14 protein-coding genes are annotated in these 16,394 nt (G+C 64.2%); 13 read left to right on the top strand and 1 reads right to left on the bottom strand.

Annotated elements, in window-relative coordinates:
* The first annotated feature begins 182 nt into the window (after positions 1-182).
* The 13 genes from gspD (at position 183) to S58_RS37870 (ending at position 12,254) form a co-directional block, all read left to right on the top strand.
* Positions 183-2,444: a type II secretion system secretin GspD gene (gene gspD, locus S58_RS29440; RefSeq protein WP_015669068.1), complete on the top strand. Its 2,262-nt coding sequence runs from the start codon at positions 183-185 to the stop codon at positions 2,442-2,444.
* Positions 2,444-3,664, top strand: coding sequence for a type II secretion system F family protein (locus S58_RS29435; protein ID WP_015669067.1), 1,221 nt, complete (start codon positions 2,444-2,446; stop codon positions 3,662-3,664). Before gspD ends, S58_RS29435 begins: the two co-directional genes overlap by 1 nt.
* Positions 3,661-4,131, top strand: coding sequence for a GspH/FimT family pseudopilin (locus tag S58_RS29430; RefSeq protein WP_015669066.1), 471 nt, complete (start codon positions 3,661-3,663; stop codon positions 4,129-4,131). Before S58_RS29435 ends, S58_RS29430 begins: the two co-directional genes overlap by 4 nt.
* Positions 4,132-4,144: 13 nt before the next feature.
* Entirely contained in the window at positions 4,145-4,645 is a 501-nt protein-coding gene (gene gspG, locus S58_RS29425) for a type II secretion system major pseudopilin GspG (protein WP_244440659.1), read from the top strand.
* The gene (locus S58_RS29420) at positions 4,642-5,064 is read left to right on the top strand and encodes a type IV pilus modification PilV family protein (protein ID WP_244440658.1); all 423 of its coding nucleotides are present in this window, start codon (positions 4,642-4,644) and stop codon (positions 5,062-5,064) included. Before gspG ends, S58_RS29420 begins: the two co-directional genes overlap by 4 nt.
* 9 nt (positions 5,065-5,073) lie before the next feature.
* Positions 5,074-5,748, top strand: a complete 675-nt coding sequence (locus tag S58_RS29415) for a prepilin-type N-terminal cleavage/methylation domain-containing protein (protein WP_015669063.1) — start codon at positions 5,074-5,076, stop codon at positions 5,746-5,748.
* A gap of 17 nt (positions 5,749-5,765) precedes the next feature.
* Positions 5,766-6,599, top strand: a complete 834-nt coding sequence (locus S58_RS29410) for a type II secretion system minor pseudopilin (protein ID WP_015669062.1) — start codon at positions 5,766-5,768, stop codon at positions 6,597-6,599.
* Positions 6,600-6,610: 11 nt separating this feature from the next.
* Complete coding sequence (locus tag S58_RS29405) at positions 6,611-8,386, top strand: GspE/PulE family protein (RefSeq protein WP_015669061.1); 1,776 nt, start codon at positions 6,611-6,613, stop codon at positions 8,384-8,386.
* Between the two features lie 177 nt (positions 8,387-8,563).
* The gene (locus S58_RS29400) at positions 8,564-9,544 is read left to right on the top strand and encodes a PilN domain-containing protein (protein ID WP_244440657.1); all 981 of its coding nucleotides are present in this window, start codon (positions 8,564-8,566) and stop codon (positions 9,542-9,544) included.
* Positions 9,541-10,110, top strand: coding sequence for a type II secretion system protein GspM (gene gspM / locus S58_RS29395; protein WP_015669059.1), 570 nt, complete (start codon positions 9,541-9,543; stop codon positions 10,108-10,110). Before S58_RS29400 ends, gspM begins: the two co-directional genes overlap by 4 nt.
* Before the next feature lie 17 nt (positions 10,111-10,127).
* On the top strand, positions 10,128-10,625 hold the full coding sequence (locus S58_RS29390) for a hypothetical protein (protein WP_015669058.1): 498 nt from the start codon (positions 10,128-10,130) through the stop codon (positions 10,623-10,625).
* Positions 10,626-11,336: 711 nt separating this feature from the next.
* On the top strand, positions 11,337-11,555 hold the full coding sequence (locus tag S58_RS36955) for a helix-turn-helix domain-containing protein (protein WP_035638728.1): 219 nt from the start codon (positions 11,337-11,339) through the stop codon (positions 11,553-11,555).
* Between the two features lie 300 nt (positions 11,556-11,855).
* Entirely contained in the window at positions 11,856-12,254 is a 399-nt protein-coding gene (locus tag S58_RS37870) for a hypothetical protein (protein WP_144058413.1), read from the top strand.
* A gap of 153 nt (positions 12,255-12,407) precedes the next feature.
* Here the strand turns inward: S58_RS37870 and S58_RS29370 are convergent, their stop codons facing one another.
* Positions 12,408-16,394, bottom strand: a complete 3,987-nt coding sequence (locus tag S58_RS29370) for an nSTAND3 domain-containing NTPase (RefSeq protein WP_015669055.1) — start codon at positions 16,392-16,394, stop codon at positions 12,408-12,410.

Here is a 16,394-nt window from a genome sequence, read left to right as displayed (position 1 = left end):
TGCGCAGAACGACTGTTCTGGGAAAAGTGTCTAAAAGTGTGTGCATGACTCCATCGCACATCCAGCAATCAATATCACTCGCGATCGAAAGCACTTAGACTGCAGTTGTTAGTCGTTGAGCAGCCAACCTGCTCGAAGTCGGGGTGATTGCGTTGCGGGGCGGGGTTCGCAGAATTGGGTTGATGGCGCTCCCCGTCGCTCTGGCGGTGTCGGCGTGCCAGACCATGGAGGAGGGCACGTCGTCCTTCGCTTGGAGCACGAGTGCTGCGGACGCCGGAGCGACAGCGCAGGCGCAAGCCGCGATGCGGACGCCTGCGGGGAGTGCGCGTTCGCCGGGCAGGCTGTCCGGCTCGCCGCTTCTCGACGACAACAAGGGCGGGCCGGCGACGATGGTCGAGGGCACCGGGCGGTTCGTCGGTGAGCCACCGACGGGCGCCGTGCAGCGCGGCACGGAGGATGTCGCCGACGGCGTCACCATCAATCTCGTCAACGTCCCGGCGCCGCAGGCGGCGAAGACGGTGCTGGGGGACATTCTCGGGGTCAAATACACGGTCGATCCGGGGATCGAGGGGCGGGTCACGATTCAGACGCCGAAGCCGGTGGCGCGGGCGGCGGTCGTCGATCTGTTCCAGGCGGCGCTGCGGGCCAACAATGCGGCCGTGGTCAACAATCGCGGCATCTATCGCATCGTGGCGGCGGACCAGACGGCGGTGTCGGGCGCGTATCGCACGGATGACGTGGCTGACGGCGGCGAGATGGTCGGCAACGGGCTGCAGGTGGTGCAGCTGAAATATGTCTCCGCGTCGGAGATCCGGCGTGTGGTCGAGCCGATCGCGCCGCGCGGCGGTGTGGTGCGGGTGGATGATGCGCGCAACCTGATCACGCTGTCCGGCAATCGCCAGGAGATCGCGGCGATGATGGACGCGATCGCGCTGTTTGACGTCGACACGATGAAGGGCATGTCGTTCGCGCTGATCCCGGTGAAAACTTCGGCGCCCGACGCGATCGCGACCGAGCTTAAGAGCGTGTTTGCCTCAGATCGCGACGGGCCAATGGCCGGCATGGTGCAGTTCGTGCCCAACAAGCGGCTGCGCTCGATCCTGGTGATCTCGCCGCAGGTCCAGTATCTGCGCCGCGCCGAGACCTGGATCCGCAAGCTCGACGCGCAGGCGCAAGGCAGCGAGAAGCAGCTCTTCACCTACGCCGTGCAGAACCGGCGGGCGCAGGAGCTGGTCGACGTGCTGCAGTCAATGTTCCCCGCGGACACGCAGACGACATCGGCGCGGCGCACCGTGGCGCCGAACTATCAGGAGGCGAGCGTGCAGTCGCAACCGTCGCAGTCCGGCGGCGGGCTGTCGTCCGGATCATCGTCGTCGGGCTTCACTGGCGGGCTTGGTTCGGCCGGCAGTGGCTTCGGCGGAATGCGGAATTCGGCGCCGGCCACCTCGGCCCCGAGCGTCATGCCGGCTGCGGCAACGTCTGCTCCGTCGTCAGGCCGCGACACTGATGCGGATGGGCCGCGGCTGCGCATCGTCGCCGACGAGGCCAAGAACGCGATCCTGATCGAGGCAGCCAACGCTGACTACAAGCGCGTACTGCAGGTGATCGAGCGGCTGGACCAGATGCCGAACCAGGTGCTGATCGAGGCGACCATCGCCGAGGTCACCTTGAACGACGATCTGCGCTTCGGCGTGCAATGGTACATGCGCAAGAACAGCTCGAAATTCACCCTGACGGAAGCGGCCTCCGGCGCGGTCAGCTCGGTGTTCCCCGGCTTCTCCTATGCGCTGACCGCGGCGAACATTGCCACGACCATCGACACGCTGAACCAGATCACCAACGTCAACATCGTCTCCTCGCCGTCGCTGACCGTGATGGACAACAAGCCAGCGGTGCTGCAGATCGGCGATCAGGTGCCGATCACGACGCAGTCGGCGACCTCGACCCTGACGACGGGTGCGCCGATCGTCAATTCCGTCAGCTACAAGGACACGGGCGTGATCCTCTCGATCATCCCGCGCATCAACGAGAGCGGACGGGTGCTGCTCGACATCGAGCAGGAGGTGTCGAGCGTGGCGCCGACCACATCCTCGAATATCGATTCGCCAACCATCCGGCAGCGCAGGATCAGGACATCGGTGGTCGTGAACGACGGCGATGCGCTGGTGCTGGGTGGGTTGATCCAGGAGGGCCGCACCACCGGCCGCAGCCAGCTGCCGATCATCGGCGACATTCCCTTCGTCGGCAATTTCGCCGGCAGCCGCGACAACGTGATCGGCAAGACCGAGCTGATCATCCTGATCCGGCCGCATGTGATGCGCAGCCTCGACGAGGCGCGCAACGTCACCGAGGAATATCGCCGCTACATAGCGATCGAGGGGCCGCATCGCCGCCCGCCTGTGCGGCGCCGCGCCGAGGACACCGGCCGCAGGATTTTGGACTGATGCCGCGCTTCCGCTACCGCGCCTATAGCACCGACGGCTCCTTCGCGGAGGGGACGATCGAGGCTGCATCAGTGGCGGCTGCGGATGCGGCGCTATGGGCGCAGGGCCTGTCGCCGTTCCAGATGCGCGCTGCGGACAGCGACGGCACCAAATGGTGGAACCGCGAGATCTCGCTCAGTGGCGGCTCCGACCGCGGCGATTTGCTGGCGTTCACGCGCGAGTTCTCCACGCTCTGCGCCGCCGACATCCCGATGGACGACGCGCTGCGCATCGTGCAGACGCAGGCGTCCGCGCCGCGGCTGCGGACGCTGGTGGAGGCGCTGCTCGCCGACGTGCTCAACGGCCGGCCGCTGTCGGAGGCGATGCAGGGCCAGCCGCGCGTCTTTCCCGCCGATTATATCGCTGTCGTGCGCGCCGGCGAGACCGGTGGGCGGCTCGCCCAGGTGCTGGTCGAGCTCGCCGAACTCTTGGAGCGGCGGGCGGAGATCCGGGCGCGCGTCCAGTCGGCGCTGATCTACCCGTCGATGCTGATCGTGCTCAGCCTCGCCACGCTGGCGATCATCGTCGGCGGCGTGATCCCGTCGATGGCGCCGATCTTCACCCAGAGCGGCAAGCCCGTGCCGCTGACGATCCAGATCATGCTGGCGTTGAAGGCACACTGGCTCGAGATCGTGATCGCCACCCTGGCGGCGATCGCGCTGCTCGGTGCTGCGCTTGCATTTGCCATGGCCGATGCCGATCGCCGTCGGCGGCTCGACCGGCTCGCCTTGCGGCTGCCGCTGCTCGGCGGCTTCCTGCTGCAGCAGGACACCGCGCGGTTCGCCCGCACGCTCGGCACCATGCTGATGGCCGGCGTGCCGCTGATATCGGCAACGAAATCGGCAAGCGAGGTCGTCGGCAACCGCCATCTGCGGGCCGGCATGGACCAGGCGATTGAGGCCGTGCAACAGGGCACGGCGCTGCACCGGGCGTTGCGCGACTTCGTCGCGCTGCCGGCTGTGGCGCTGCAGATGATCGCGGTCGGCGAGGAGGCCGGCAAGCTCGACCGCATGCTGCTGCGCGTCGCGCAGATGCTGGAGAAGCAGCTGCAGACCCGTGTCGACCGCTTCATGGCGGCGCTGACGCCGGCGATGACGGTCGGTATCGCCGTCATCATCGGCGCGCTGATCATGCCCGTGATGAATGCGGTGCTCAGCATCAACGATCTGGCCGGGCGATGAGCGCGCTGACGACACATTGGCCGGAGGAGACGAGCGCAGGCTTCACGCTGGTCGAGATGCTGGCCGTGCTGGTGATCCTGGCGCTCGCAGCGACCGCGGCGGTGCCGCTGCTGTCGCGCGGCGCCGTCGCTGTGAGCCTGGATGCGGCGACCGGCGAGATTGCCTCAGCGCTGCGCGCCACGCGTGCCGCGGCGATTGTGCAGAACCGGATGATGACCTTGAGCGTCGATGTCGACCGCCGCACCTTCGGCTCGGATGCAGTGAAGCTGCGATCGTTCGCACCGGACATCCAGGCGAAGCTGACCTATGCGGCGGCGACGCAGTCGGGGCCGGCGGTGGGCGGTTTCCGTTTCTTTCCGGACGGCTCGTCGACCGGCGGCGATCTGAGCCTGGGGCTCGGCGGACGCGAGGTGCGGCTCTGCGTCGAGTGGCTGACGGGGACGGTGCGCACGGCGGCGGCATGTTGAGGGGATGGAGGCGATGATGCTGGGGTGGGCGGGGATCAGGGACGTCGTGACGTATCGTGTCGCGAGGTGGCGCGGGCGGCGACGACTGCGCCGCGGCAGCCAAGGTGAGGCGGGGTTCACCCTGGTCGAAATGCTGGTCGTCATCACCATCATCGGCCTCATCATGGGATTGGTCGGACCGCGCGTGCTGAGCTATCTCTCCGACTCCAAGCTCAAGACGGCGCGGATCCAGATCCGCAGCCTGTCGTCGGCGCTCGACCTCTATCATCTCGATAATGGCCGCTATCCGACTGCAGCCGAGGGACTCGGCGCACTGGTCCAGAAGCCTGCCGCGGCAGTTAGCTGGAACGGCCCCTATCTGAGCGGCACCTTGGTTCCGAACGATCCGTGGGGGCGACCCTATGTCTACAAATTCCCGGGGCAGCATGGCGCTTATGACATCGTCTCGCTCGGGCCCGAGGGGCGTGAGGACGAGGCCTCTGCCAACGCCAATGTGACGAGCTGGCAGCCGTGACAGCCGCTGCAGCAGCCATGACCGACGAGGACGAGGCTGGCTTCACCCTGGTGGAGGTCATCGTCGCGCTGGCCATGCTGTCGCTCGGTCTCACCCTGGTGATGAGCCTATTGTCGACAGGGCTGACGCGGACGGGAATGGCCGAACGTCTGGCAGGCGCCGTGTCGCTGGCACAATCGGTCTTGGCGCAGGTCGGCACCGTCATTCCTCTGCGCACCGAGGCGCGCGACGGCACCGAGGCGAGCGGCTATCGGTGGCACCTCGAGGTGCAGCCCTATCGTCCGGAGAAGGGCGGCGATGCGCGGCCGGTCGAGCTGTACCAGGTCTCCGTCCAGATCGGCTGGCAGGAGGGGCAGGACCCACGCTCCTTTGCACTCTCGACGCTTCGTCTCGGACCCAGAGCCGCCAAGTCGCAGTGAGCAGTGTCGATGACCTCGTCGGAAGCAGTCGAACGGAATAACGGCAGCGCGGGCTTCACCCTGGTCGAGGTCCTGGTTGCGCTCGCACTGTTCAGCCTGCTCGCCGTCCTGCTGTTCGACAACGTCAAGTTCGGCCTGCAGGCTTGGCGTAGCGGCAGCGCGCGCGCCGAGGCGTTTCAGCGCGAGCTCGCGGCCCAGGATGTGCTGCGGCGGCTGATCGGCAATCTGTATCCGATGGTGCTGGGTGAGGGTGCAGCCCAGCACCGGATCGATTTCGATGGCCAGGCCGAGAGCCTCGAATTCCTGAGCGATGCGCCGGCCGTCTCCGGCGGCGCGGGCCGGTTCCGCTTCAAGCTGTTCGCGGATCGCCAGCGCGATCGGGTCGACCTCGTGCTGCAGGCGCGCCCCGAATTGGCCGTGCCGCAGAATCCGGAGCGGACTCTGCTGGTGTCGAACATTGACCGGGTCGAATTCAGCTATGCGGGGCGAGGGACGGGGAGCGACAATGCAGCGTGGAGCAACCACTGGCAGGAGCAGACCGATAGTCCAGGCCTGATCCGCCTTCGCGTCCTCATGCGTCCCGGCGACGGACGCAACTGGCCGGAGCTGGTGATCGCGCCGCGCGTGCAGGCGGACGTGGCTTGCGTCTATGACGCGCTCACGATGCGCTGCCGCGGGCGCTAGCAGAGAGGAAGGACGACATGCCGCTCGTGTCGGTGCTCTGGGGTCTCACACTGCTGACGGTCCTGTCGCTGTCGCTGTCGTGGTCGGGCAGCGTCTCGTACAGCCTTGCTCACAACGGCATCGAGCAGGCCGGTCTCAACACGCTCGTCGAAGCCGGCGTCAACGCCGCCATCGATGGCCTGCTCGAAACGAATGCGGAGCGCCGCTGGCGAGCCGACGGCAGCCTCAACAAAATCGATTTCAACGGCACGCAGATCGGCATCAGGGTTCAAGATGAGCTGGGACGGATCGACCTCAACCAAACCGACGAGGCCATGCTGAGCAGCCTGCTGCAGTCCGCGGGGCTGGACGTGCAGGCTGCCGGCAGCTTGACCGACAAGATCGTCGATTGGCGAACGGCCACCTCACTGAAGCACCTGAACGGCGCCAAGGACCGCGACTACGCCTCGCGCAATGCCGCCTACCATCCGCGCAACGGTCCGTTCCAGAGCGTGGGTGAGCTGTTGCTGGTGATGGATATGACGCCCGCGATCTTTGAACGGATTGCACCGGCGCTGACGGTCCATTCGGGACGGCAGTTCGTCGATCCGCAGCTCGCGCCGCGCGAGGTTCTGCGCGTGCTGCCGGGAATGTCGGCGCAGAGCGCCGAGGCGGCCATCGCCGCGCGTGACGGCGGACGTGCCAACTCCGGCCTGGTCGAAGGCAATCCGATGACCGTTCTGCGCGGCCGCGCCTTCACGATTAGAACGGAGTTCACCTTTGCGTCCCGCATGGTCGAGGGCGACGTTGCGATTCGTCTGACCGAGAACCCGCAGCAACCCTATTGGGTGCTGAGCTGGACAACGAGATGACGGAACACGCGATGGCGATGACTCTCCAAGACCCTGTCGCTGCTGCAGGCGTCCGCGCGCCGCGCGCGTCGCCGTGCCATCTGGTGTTCGAGACCGACAGGGCCGAGCTGCTGCGACGGTTCGGCGAATTCCTGCTGGCGGAGAACATCCTCGATCGTATGAGTCTCGACCGGGCTGGCCGGGCGTCGCAGACGACCGGCGACCGGCTGGACACCGTCCTGACCAAGCTCGGGCTGGTGCCGGAGACAGGTCTCGTTGCGGCGCTTGCGAAGTTTCTGGCTATCGATCTGGTGCATGCCGACGAGGTCCCGTCCGGGCCCGTCTTGCCCCAACTGGTCGAAGCGGAGTTCGTGCGTCACAACCGGGTGCTGCCGCTCGGAAGCCACGACGGCCGGCTGTCCGTCGGCGTGACGGATCCGTTCAACCACGATCCGGTCCGGGCGCTGGCATTCCTGACAGGGCTGTCGGTCGATATGCGGCTGTTTACGGCGGCAGAGTTCGACAAGGCGTGCGGCGCGCTCTATCCGGTCCACACGAGCCATGACGAGAGCCGCATTGCCGGCGGCATGGAAGCCAATGAGGCCGATGTCCAGCGGCTGCGTGATCTGGCGAGCGAGGCGCCGATCATCCGCCTGGTCAACCAGATCATCGCCAATGCGGTCGAGGCGCGCGCATCCGACATTCACATCGAGCCGAACGTGGATCAGGTGCTGGTGCGCTACCGCATCGACGGCGTGTTGCGTTCGGTTCAGGTGCTCTCGGCGGATCTGCGGGCGGCGATCACGTCGCGCGTCAAGATCATGTCGAAGCTCGACATTGCCGAGCGCCGGCTGCCCCAGGACGGACGCATCAAGATCGCCGTTCGAGGCATCGACATCGACTTCCGCGTCTCGACAATTCCGACGGCCTTCGGCGAAAGCGTCGTGCTGCGCGTGCTGGACCGCAATCGCGTGAGCCTGGACTTCGCCGAGCTAGGGTTCTCGGACGAGCACATCGCCACGCTGCACGCCCTGCTGCAGCAGCCCAACGGCATCATTCTGGTGACGGGGCCAACCGGCAGCGGCAAGACGACCACCTTGTATACGGCGCTAAAGGCGCTGAACAACACCGAGCGCAAGATCTTCTCGGTGGAGGATCCGATCGAGTACCAGATGCCGGGGATCAATCAGGTCCAGGTCCAGTCGGACATCGGGCTGACGTTTCCGCACGCGCTGCGCTCGATGCTTCGGCAGGATCCGGACATCATCATGATCGGCGAAATCCGCGATCTCGAGACGGCGCGCATCGCCATTCAGGCATCCTTGACCGGACATCTCGTGCTCTCGACGCTCCACACCAACAACGCGGCGTCCGCCATCACGCGCCTGATCGACATCGGCGTCGAGAACTATCTGCTGGCATCGACGCTGAAGGGCGTGATCGCGCAGCGCCTGGTGCGCAAGCTCTGCTCCCGTTGTTCCTGTGAGCATCCGCAGGCGACCTATTGGGCGGAGAGCTTCGAGCGGTCCGTTACCGACCTTGAATCGCTTGGAGATCCAGACATTCGTCAACCACAGGGCTGCGCGGATTGCGGCCATGCCGGCTTTTCCGGCCGCTCAACCATCGCGGAGATGCTGGTCATCGACGACGCCTGTCAAAGCCTGATCCTGGCGAGGGCGGCGGATGCGGCGATCGAGCGTGCGGCACGCGAGCGCGGCATGCAGAGCATGTATGAGATGGGCGTTCGAAAGGTCTGGCGCGGCGAGACGACGATCGACGAGGTCCTGCGCGCGACGCGGATGGGATGATGGCACCGATGACTACGGCTGCGGGAGAACAGTGACATGGGATCACTGCTGACGACGGCAGGGGCGATGCGTCCACGCGAGCTGGTGCGGTCGGCCATCAGATGGTGGTGCGCGGAGTTGGCGAATCTGCTGCCGCAGCGGATTGCCGCCGTTCTGGCCACAGGAAGGCCGCGGGTCGTGGTCGATCTCGGCGCGACCGGCTGCAGGCTTCGGCTGAGCGATCCTCGGATCGGAATGGACATTTCCGAGACATCGCCAGAGGAGTCCGTGACGACCGCAATGGCGGCGCTCGTAAAGCGTCACGGCCTCGATCGGGCCGACGTCGAGCTCGGACTGCGGTTGCCGGAGCAGAGCGTCTTTCGCCGCGACATCGTCCTCCCGGCGGAGGCAAGAAATGCGATCGACACCATCGTGCCGCAAGACCTGTTGCGCAGGACGCCATTCAGGGCCGAGGACATCTATTCGGACTACGTATCCAGCGCAGCGCCCGACGGCCGGGTCGCCGTCCGGCAATGGGTGACGCGGCGACAGCATGTGCAACAGAGAGCCGACGAGCTTGGGCTGCCGGCCGATCAGATCACCTTTGTCGAGTTCGGCGCCGACGAGGCGGCGCCGACGATCCGTCTGGCGCGCAAGCCGACGGCCCGTCAGCCGCTTAGGATCGCCATTGCGGCGCTCTGCTGCAGCGCTGTTATTTTGGCAGGTGGACTGGCCGCCCTGACTTATGTCCGGCAACAGGCCGCACTCGACCGGCTCGATGCCGAGATCATGGTCGCGCGTCGGAATGCAGAACGCGTGCGGACGATGGTTGAGCAGTTGCGGGAACGACGGACCACGTTGTCGCGGCTCCGTCTCCAGCGAAGCGAGCTGCCGGGATTGATCGATGTCTGGGACGAAGCCACACGCATTCTCCCAAGGCATTCCTGGCTTACCGAACTGCGGCTCACCGAGGGCGCCAATGCACGCGGCACCACGGTCACTCTGACCGGATTTTCAGCAGCGGCGCCAAGTCTCGTCAGCATATTCGACGGATCGAAGCTGTTTGTGGACGCGGCGCTGACCTCGCCGGTTGCGATGGATCCGATCGAAGGGCGCGAGCGCTTTTCGTTGCAGGCCAGGGTCCGCCTGCCTGATGCACTCAAGGAGGCGACGCAATGAGGAACCCCATCGAGCTCTACGCTCCGTTCACACGCCGCATCCTGTTCGTCTTCGCAAACCTCGGCATTCTGGGCCTGATTGTCTGGGGCCTCGTGATGCCGATCGAGGCCGTCTTTGCCGAGCGCGATCTGCGGATCCAGGACCAGCAGCGGCTCCTGGCACGGCTGAGGGCGGTTGTCGCGCAGGCATCCCATATCGAGGCGCTCTCCTCAGAGACGGAGTCGCAGTTTCAGAGCGGCGAATTTCTGACCGGGGCGAATGACAATGTCATCGCGGCCGATCTTCAGACCAGATTGAAGGCGATCCTCGGCAATGCTGGCGCCCAGTCCCGTGCCATCCAGTCCCTGCCGGGCCGGACGGTGGACCTGATCAGGTACAGCGGCGTGCGGGTCGACCTTTCGGGACCCTTGCCCGCAGTGATGCGCGTGGTGCATGCCATTGAGAGTGCGAAGCCTTATTTATTTGTTTCCAGCGCGAGCCTGAAGGGCGGATCGGCACTGCGCCAGGGCGCGGCCGAGGAGCCGATGCTCCAGGGACAGCTCGACGTCTATGGTGCGATCCAATGAGAAGGGCGAGATGGCGCGTGACGCCGCTGGCTGGACTGCTGGCGCTCCTCGGTACAATCAATCTGCTGCTGGGAACGAAGCTGGTATTGCTGGCGCTGGAAGAGGAAGCAGTGGGGGCACCGCGCGCGGCATGGGAGGCCGCGCTGCCGCGTTCGATCGTGAACCTTACAGGACGGCCTCCTATCGAGGCCTATGCAGAGATCACAGCTCATCCGGTGTTCTACAGATCGCGCGAGCCGTTCGTTCCACCTCCGCCCGCGCCACCGCGACCGCTCCCAATGCCCGCGGTCCCGCCGCCGGTGGTGGCCACTGACCCCGGCCTCCTGCTTGGTGGTGTCATGATCAATGGCAGGATGAGCAAGGCTTACCTGCTGAGCAAGGGCGGACCCGGCGGGGGCTCCTGGGTCAATGAGAACGAAACGTACCAGGGCTGGCGGGTGAAGACGATCGATGGGTCAGGTGTTCGGATCGAGCAGGCGGGTCGTGCGATCGAACTGCAACTCTATCCCAATTGACGCATCTAGGAGCCGTCGAATAGCAACGCTTGTGAGGCCATGGCGCTGAGCTCAGTCGTCGTTTGGGCGGCGGTCCTGAAAGACCTTGCAAAGCAATGATACCGATTTCACCCAAACGAAATCCTAGTCGACTGACTTTGTTGGCCTTCCCCGCTTCCCTAGGGAGTCGGAGCCTCGGTTTGGTCAAGTGCAGCGCTATTTCCCGTCCTCAGGTTCTCGGATCCGCAAAGGCGCGTTTGCGACGTTGCAAATCGCTTCAACGAGCAGACGCACCGCTCGTCCCTCCCAAGTGAGTTGACCGATTGGGGCCTCCCAGTACTCCGAGAGAACATAGGCCAAATGACGCGCCTTCACACTCAAACCCGTTACAGTACAGGCGGGCGTCTCCATGATCGCTCGTTCAACGGGATCAAGCCGGGCTAACACGGCTTCGTCCCTTATCGTTAGGTACTCGTCGTACTGTGCGAGATTTCCAACGTCACCATCGAGTTCAGCTACCAATGCTAAGAACTGGTTCTCGAAATCGATTAAGGGAGCATCTGGGTCTTCCGACCCAGTAAGCTCCGGGGCAGTGGCCGTGGCGTGCTCGCGCATTTTTTTGCTCGGGTAAACGGAAACCGCCTATCATAAACGGTTAGCGTTTATAATCGCGGATGTCAACGCTTTTCGTGGCTGTTAGACGGAAACCGTGTCCCATGAATTGGCGGTTTGATGACTCCCGATCAATCTCGGGCAGCTCGCGGTCTGCTCGACTGGTCTCAGGCTGAATTGGCCGCTCGGTCAAATTTGAGCGAGAGCACTATTCGTGATTTCGAAAAAGGCCGCCGCATCCCGTCAATCAACAATTTGGCGGCCGTCAGGCGTGCCTTGGAGGCAGGAGGCGTGCAATTCATCGACGGCGACCAGCCCGGAGTTCGATTAGCACGCTGATAGTTAGCTCCGATTGCTCAGATTCCAAGCCTGGGTCGGACTCGCTAGCCACTCATAGAATTGGCCATCAACTCCTCTGCGGCCGCGGCAAGTTCCTGCGAAGCTAATAGCCGAGTTCAGGACGGGTGCTGCTGGCTGAGTCCCATTTGCGATCAAGGCGCGGGAATAACCGGTGATGGCTCATAAGTCATTCATCTTATTCATAATGCTTGCCTCCGACGTGTCCGCGCCACGGCAGGTGTTTCGAGATCGGTTTGGCTGCCCGTCGGCCGGTTTGCGTCCTGAGTCGCGATGAGAAGAATGGCGAACAATTTCACCGTCAGTCAGTATCCGAGATTTGCGGTAGCGACCGGCCGCGGTTACCGCGTCGGCATAGGCTTGCAGCAAAGCGAGATAGGCGGCGGACATTGTCGTTCGCTGCTTCTGCGGATTTTCGCAGCGCGCGTTCTTGACCTCGACGAGCCACTGGTCGCCGTCGTCCAGCACGACCCGATAGTCCGCGGCACGAAAGCTCGTCGCGGCGTGGACCCGCCCAACATCCTCGGTCTTGAACAGTCGGAAGCGCCCAAGGCTGAGGACCATTACCTCGAACATACGCTCAGTTCGCGCGCCATGAAGAAGAGTTGGATCGGCAAAGCGCGGCCCTCAAGCGATCAGCCGCGTCGACAAGGAATCGCTCGACCAAAGCCGGATGATTGAGGTCCGACCCATGCCGCTGAGCAAAGGCCGCAGCCAAAGCCAGCAGGTCGAAGCGCTTCTCAGGGGGATCGCTATGCTTTGTTGGCCGCGTCACGCGCCATCTCCGTTCATCATTTTCGCGCTCGGGCTCCCCCAGAGCCCGGGCGCCTGGCTTCAGTCCTTTGCGATTTTGTCGTCGAGCCAGCCCCACACGGCCTTACGAATGCGAATATGGCCAAGATCGTCGAGCACTGCTTTCGGCAACCGCTCGTCATCGCCCAGATCGAGCAGCCGCCGCGCGGGGTGATCTGATCCGAGCAAGGCCAGCAGCCCGAGCGCGGCTGGGCGGTCGCGGGCGGCCAGGCCACAGACGCCAAGGAGCAACAGCGCGCGCCGCTTGGTCGAACATGCAACTCGCTCCATCGCCTCGACCACGGCCTCGACCCGACCATGAGTCGCGAGCAAAACGCAGGCGGAAGCTGCCAAGGGCGGCGCTATTCGCAGGAGGAGTTTGGCGGTGATCGCGTCGAGAATCTCGCTTTCGACGACATCGGCCTGACTCAGGGCATCTATGGCGTCGACCCGGACCCAGCGAGCTTGGTCGATGAAGGACAGAGCCCAGATCTTCTTGCGTATGGCCGGACTGCAGCATTGCGCAGCGGTCTCTAACGCCACCCTGCCAAACGAGCGGTCGTCTGTGCGCTCTGCCCTAAACAATAGGGCCTCACCAATATCATCCGAAAGGCTGCCGTAGGCGGCGAGCCCGGCAACCGCCTCACGCGCGATGCCATAGGATGGCTCTTCGTTGTGAAACGCTTCAGCATCCGACCAATCATCATCGATAAGTTTGCGGAGCACGCTTTGATGCTCGGCGCACCGCCGCGTCGCAAGGATGCGGACCAGGGCGTGCCGGACCCGGCTACCCGGATCGGACGAGAAGTCCAGCAGGCGCGGCGGCAGCGGATCTTGCAGTCGCGCTGCGAGATACGGAAGCGCAGCCTCACGGGCGTCCGCTCGACCGTGATCAAGCGCGAGCCACACCAGCGTATCGTCCTCGATAAGAATTGCGGCTTCGGCAGCGGCCTTTGCCAGTCGATGGTCCGCGGTCTCAATAAGCCAACGTTGGATGGCCGCTGACGGGGCACCGCCGCTGGCGATCATTATCGGCACGATCTCGTCAAGTACGGATGGCGTCGCTGCTTCTGCCGCTTGGTCCAGCAAGTACAGGGCCTCTTGGCCAACAGCTGATGCGGCCTTATCTTTCAGGGACAGGGCTTGAAATATCTCGACGGCCACACCCGGAAGCATCGCCATGAAAGATCGTATCCGCCGCGCCCGCGTCTTGCTTGAAATGCGGCGCTGCGCCGCGTGCGCGTCCACCAGCAGATGCACGAAAGATGCGGGTGTGGCGGCCAATCGCTCGAAGCACTGCGCAAGCGCGGCTGGCGCTTTGATCAAGGCGCAAGAGGCGAGCGCTCCGCGCAAGCTTTCATCACTCGGATTGGAAAGAATCCGCTGTTGAAGGTCTGAGGAGAGCGGAGCTTGCCAGTGCTCGCGCGCTGCCTCCCAGGCACGATCTTCGTGATTGTTGTTTGCCGTGACGGAGATGACGGCCCGAATTTCTTCTAGCGAGACCGAATCGCTTGCTCGCGCCACCTCGTCCGCCCAAGCGCGGCACAGCTCGGAGATCCGCGGATGCTCTTTCAGGCTCCGCCACCGGCCGAGCGATCTGACCTGCCTTACATAGGCATCGACGAAAATGCCGGCTGCATAGCCATCGTCCTCATGTTGGGATTGATAGCCTTCCTCAACGGCCGCGTCGCATTCCCCGTCTTCGATCGCACGCCATTGTTCCTTGCCCTCCCGCTCATAGGAACGGCGAAGCCCCGCAAGCTCATCGAGCGCCGCCTCGAGCACCTCTTCATAGCGGTCGAGGTCTCGCACGGCCCCAGCCGCCACCGCGCCGACATTTCTATCGAAGCCGGAGCCAACCAATTTGCGCGCCGCCGCGAGGAAGGCTGGTGTTAGGCCGGTCGCGATCCGATCAAGCTTGTTAGGAAAGGTGTCGCCGAAGCCGTCCCGGTCCTCAGGCAATTGCTCACGGACAAAGCGGTCAGCGATCACGAACGACCGAGGATCGGCCGAGACGCGCTCATACCAAGCGTCGTCGAAGCTCGGCGGCTGCCATCTGTCGAGGAAGAACTGGCCGCCGCGCCGTATACCCTGGATGAACCAGCGCGCGAGTTCTGACGGGATCGACTTCTGCGTGCCGACGTCAGACGCCAGTTGCAGCACGGGCCGGAAATCGGCTCGCGGATCGACCAAGCTCTCCTCCAGCCAGGCGTCGATCCTAGCCCGACTGGCGCTATCGGCCTCAAACTCCATGTCAAGATTTTCAGCGGCGGCGACGAGATCGGCGATCGCCTTGAGCGAACGCGCCGCGGTCTCGAGCGCCCAGTCCCGCTGCGAACCGCCGAGCTGGGTTAAGGCGGAGATCATCGACGTCAATGCCGTTTCACTACGCGGCCAATTCTCCTTGACGAAGATCTCGAAACCAGCGCGGACGCTCGGGTGCGAAAAGCTGACGGTCGGGCCGGGCTGGCGCAGATGGCGCGTCGCGACGAGCCGATTCACCAGCTTCTCCAGCCCATCGAAAAAAGTCGGGTCCGTGATCCGCAGTTGTCGGCCAAGCCCGATCAACTGGCCGCGGTCAAATTGCGATCTGGCCGTCAGCAGCGCCCAGATGATTGCCGACCAGCCGGTCTGATCGCCGGCATTCAGATAAGAAACGACCACGCCTTCCACAGCATCGCGATGGGCCAGCGCGAGGATTCGCCGAAAGAAGGCAAGATCGACTTCATCCGGCTCAGGGCCGTCGGCCATGTAAGTAAAGAACAGATCGATTTCGAACGGTGTTTCAAGCGCTTCCAAGGCGTCCGTCCGGAAATCCAGGGCCTTGGCCTGCAGCTCCGTCGCCAGGAGTTCCAAGCGTTTGTCGTAGATATCCGCGAGTTCGCCATCCCGGTATTGGTCAGCGTCTAGCACCACGGTCCAACGCTTGAGGCCCTCGTCGGCCTTAGCATGGCCGAGCATATCGGTACGCGAGGTGATGACGTACTGATGCCCAGCGTGCGCCTCGCGCAGCAGCCTCGGCAGTTGTTCGGTCCAGACGTCGGCGCCACCCCGCAAGCTATACTGCCCCCACGGATCCTCGACATAGAAGAGCTTCGGGCCGGTGTCGGTCAGCGTCCGCATGCTTGAGGGACCGTTGTTGACGTTGACCTGGATGATTTCTGGCGCGGAAGACCGCTGCCGCGCCTGATCAACCAGCGCCAGCGCCGTCCAAGTCTTGCCCGTACCCGAAGGTCCGGTGATGACAAGGGCGTTCCGCCGTTCGAGCAGATCGCTTAGGGCTTTGTAGTTTCCCGGCGGCACGAACGCCTCGAGTTGTGGAGCGCTCGCCAGATAACCTCCACAGCCGCGGATGATGCTCAGCAAGTCCTCGCGCGTCCACACACCTGGGCTCGTCCCGCGCATTCTCTGCCGAGCCTCGTCGCGCAGCCGCGCGCGACATTCGGCTTGTCGGCTTTGCGGCACCCGCAAAAGAGAGCCGAGGATGTCGTTGATCTCCAAGTCCAATAGACGCTCGGTGAGAACGCCCCAGATAGCTATCCGGCCTTCCGGCCCATGGGGTAACGTCCCCGATAGGCTGGCCGGGAAAGTTTGCTCTTCCGGCCACTCCTCCAAGCCCCGTACCAAGAGGTCGCGCGCCACGCCGCCGGCGTCGGCGTTCGTGATCAGAAGATAGCGCGTGCCAGGAGCGTCGAGATGATGTTTGGCCGGTCGACGGGTCGTGCCGCGTTTGAGCAACGCTTCGAAGTCGGTGATTGACCAGGGGCCGCTGTTGCGGAGCTTCACCTGCACAACGAGCTTGTAGCCGTCTGCCACGTTCGCGCTAGGTTGGACACGGCCAGGCGTCGCAGGTTCGAGGTCCGACTCCAGATCTTCCTCGTTGGCGGGTTCGAGCGTGATCCGGCTCGCCGACTTAGTGACTAGCATCAACCGCAGAGCGGCCAACACCGAGACGCCGAGCTGATACTCGTAGCCGTCTAGTGCGGACTTGGCGCCGCCTGCCACAGATTCTGGAGGCAGCGCGGTCAA

It is taken from the genome of Bradyrhizobium oligotrophicum S58 (assembly GCF_000344805.1).
Taxonomy (GTDB): Bacteria; Pseudomonadota; Alphaproteobacteria; order Rhizobiales; family Xanthobacteraceae; genus Bradyrhizobium; species Bradyrhizobium oligotrophicum.
Note: the sequence above shows the minus strand (reverse complement) of the source record. Positions and strands in the feature narration are given on the sequence as shown.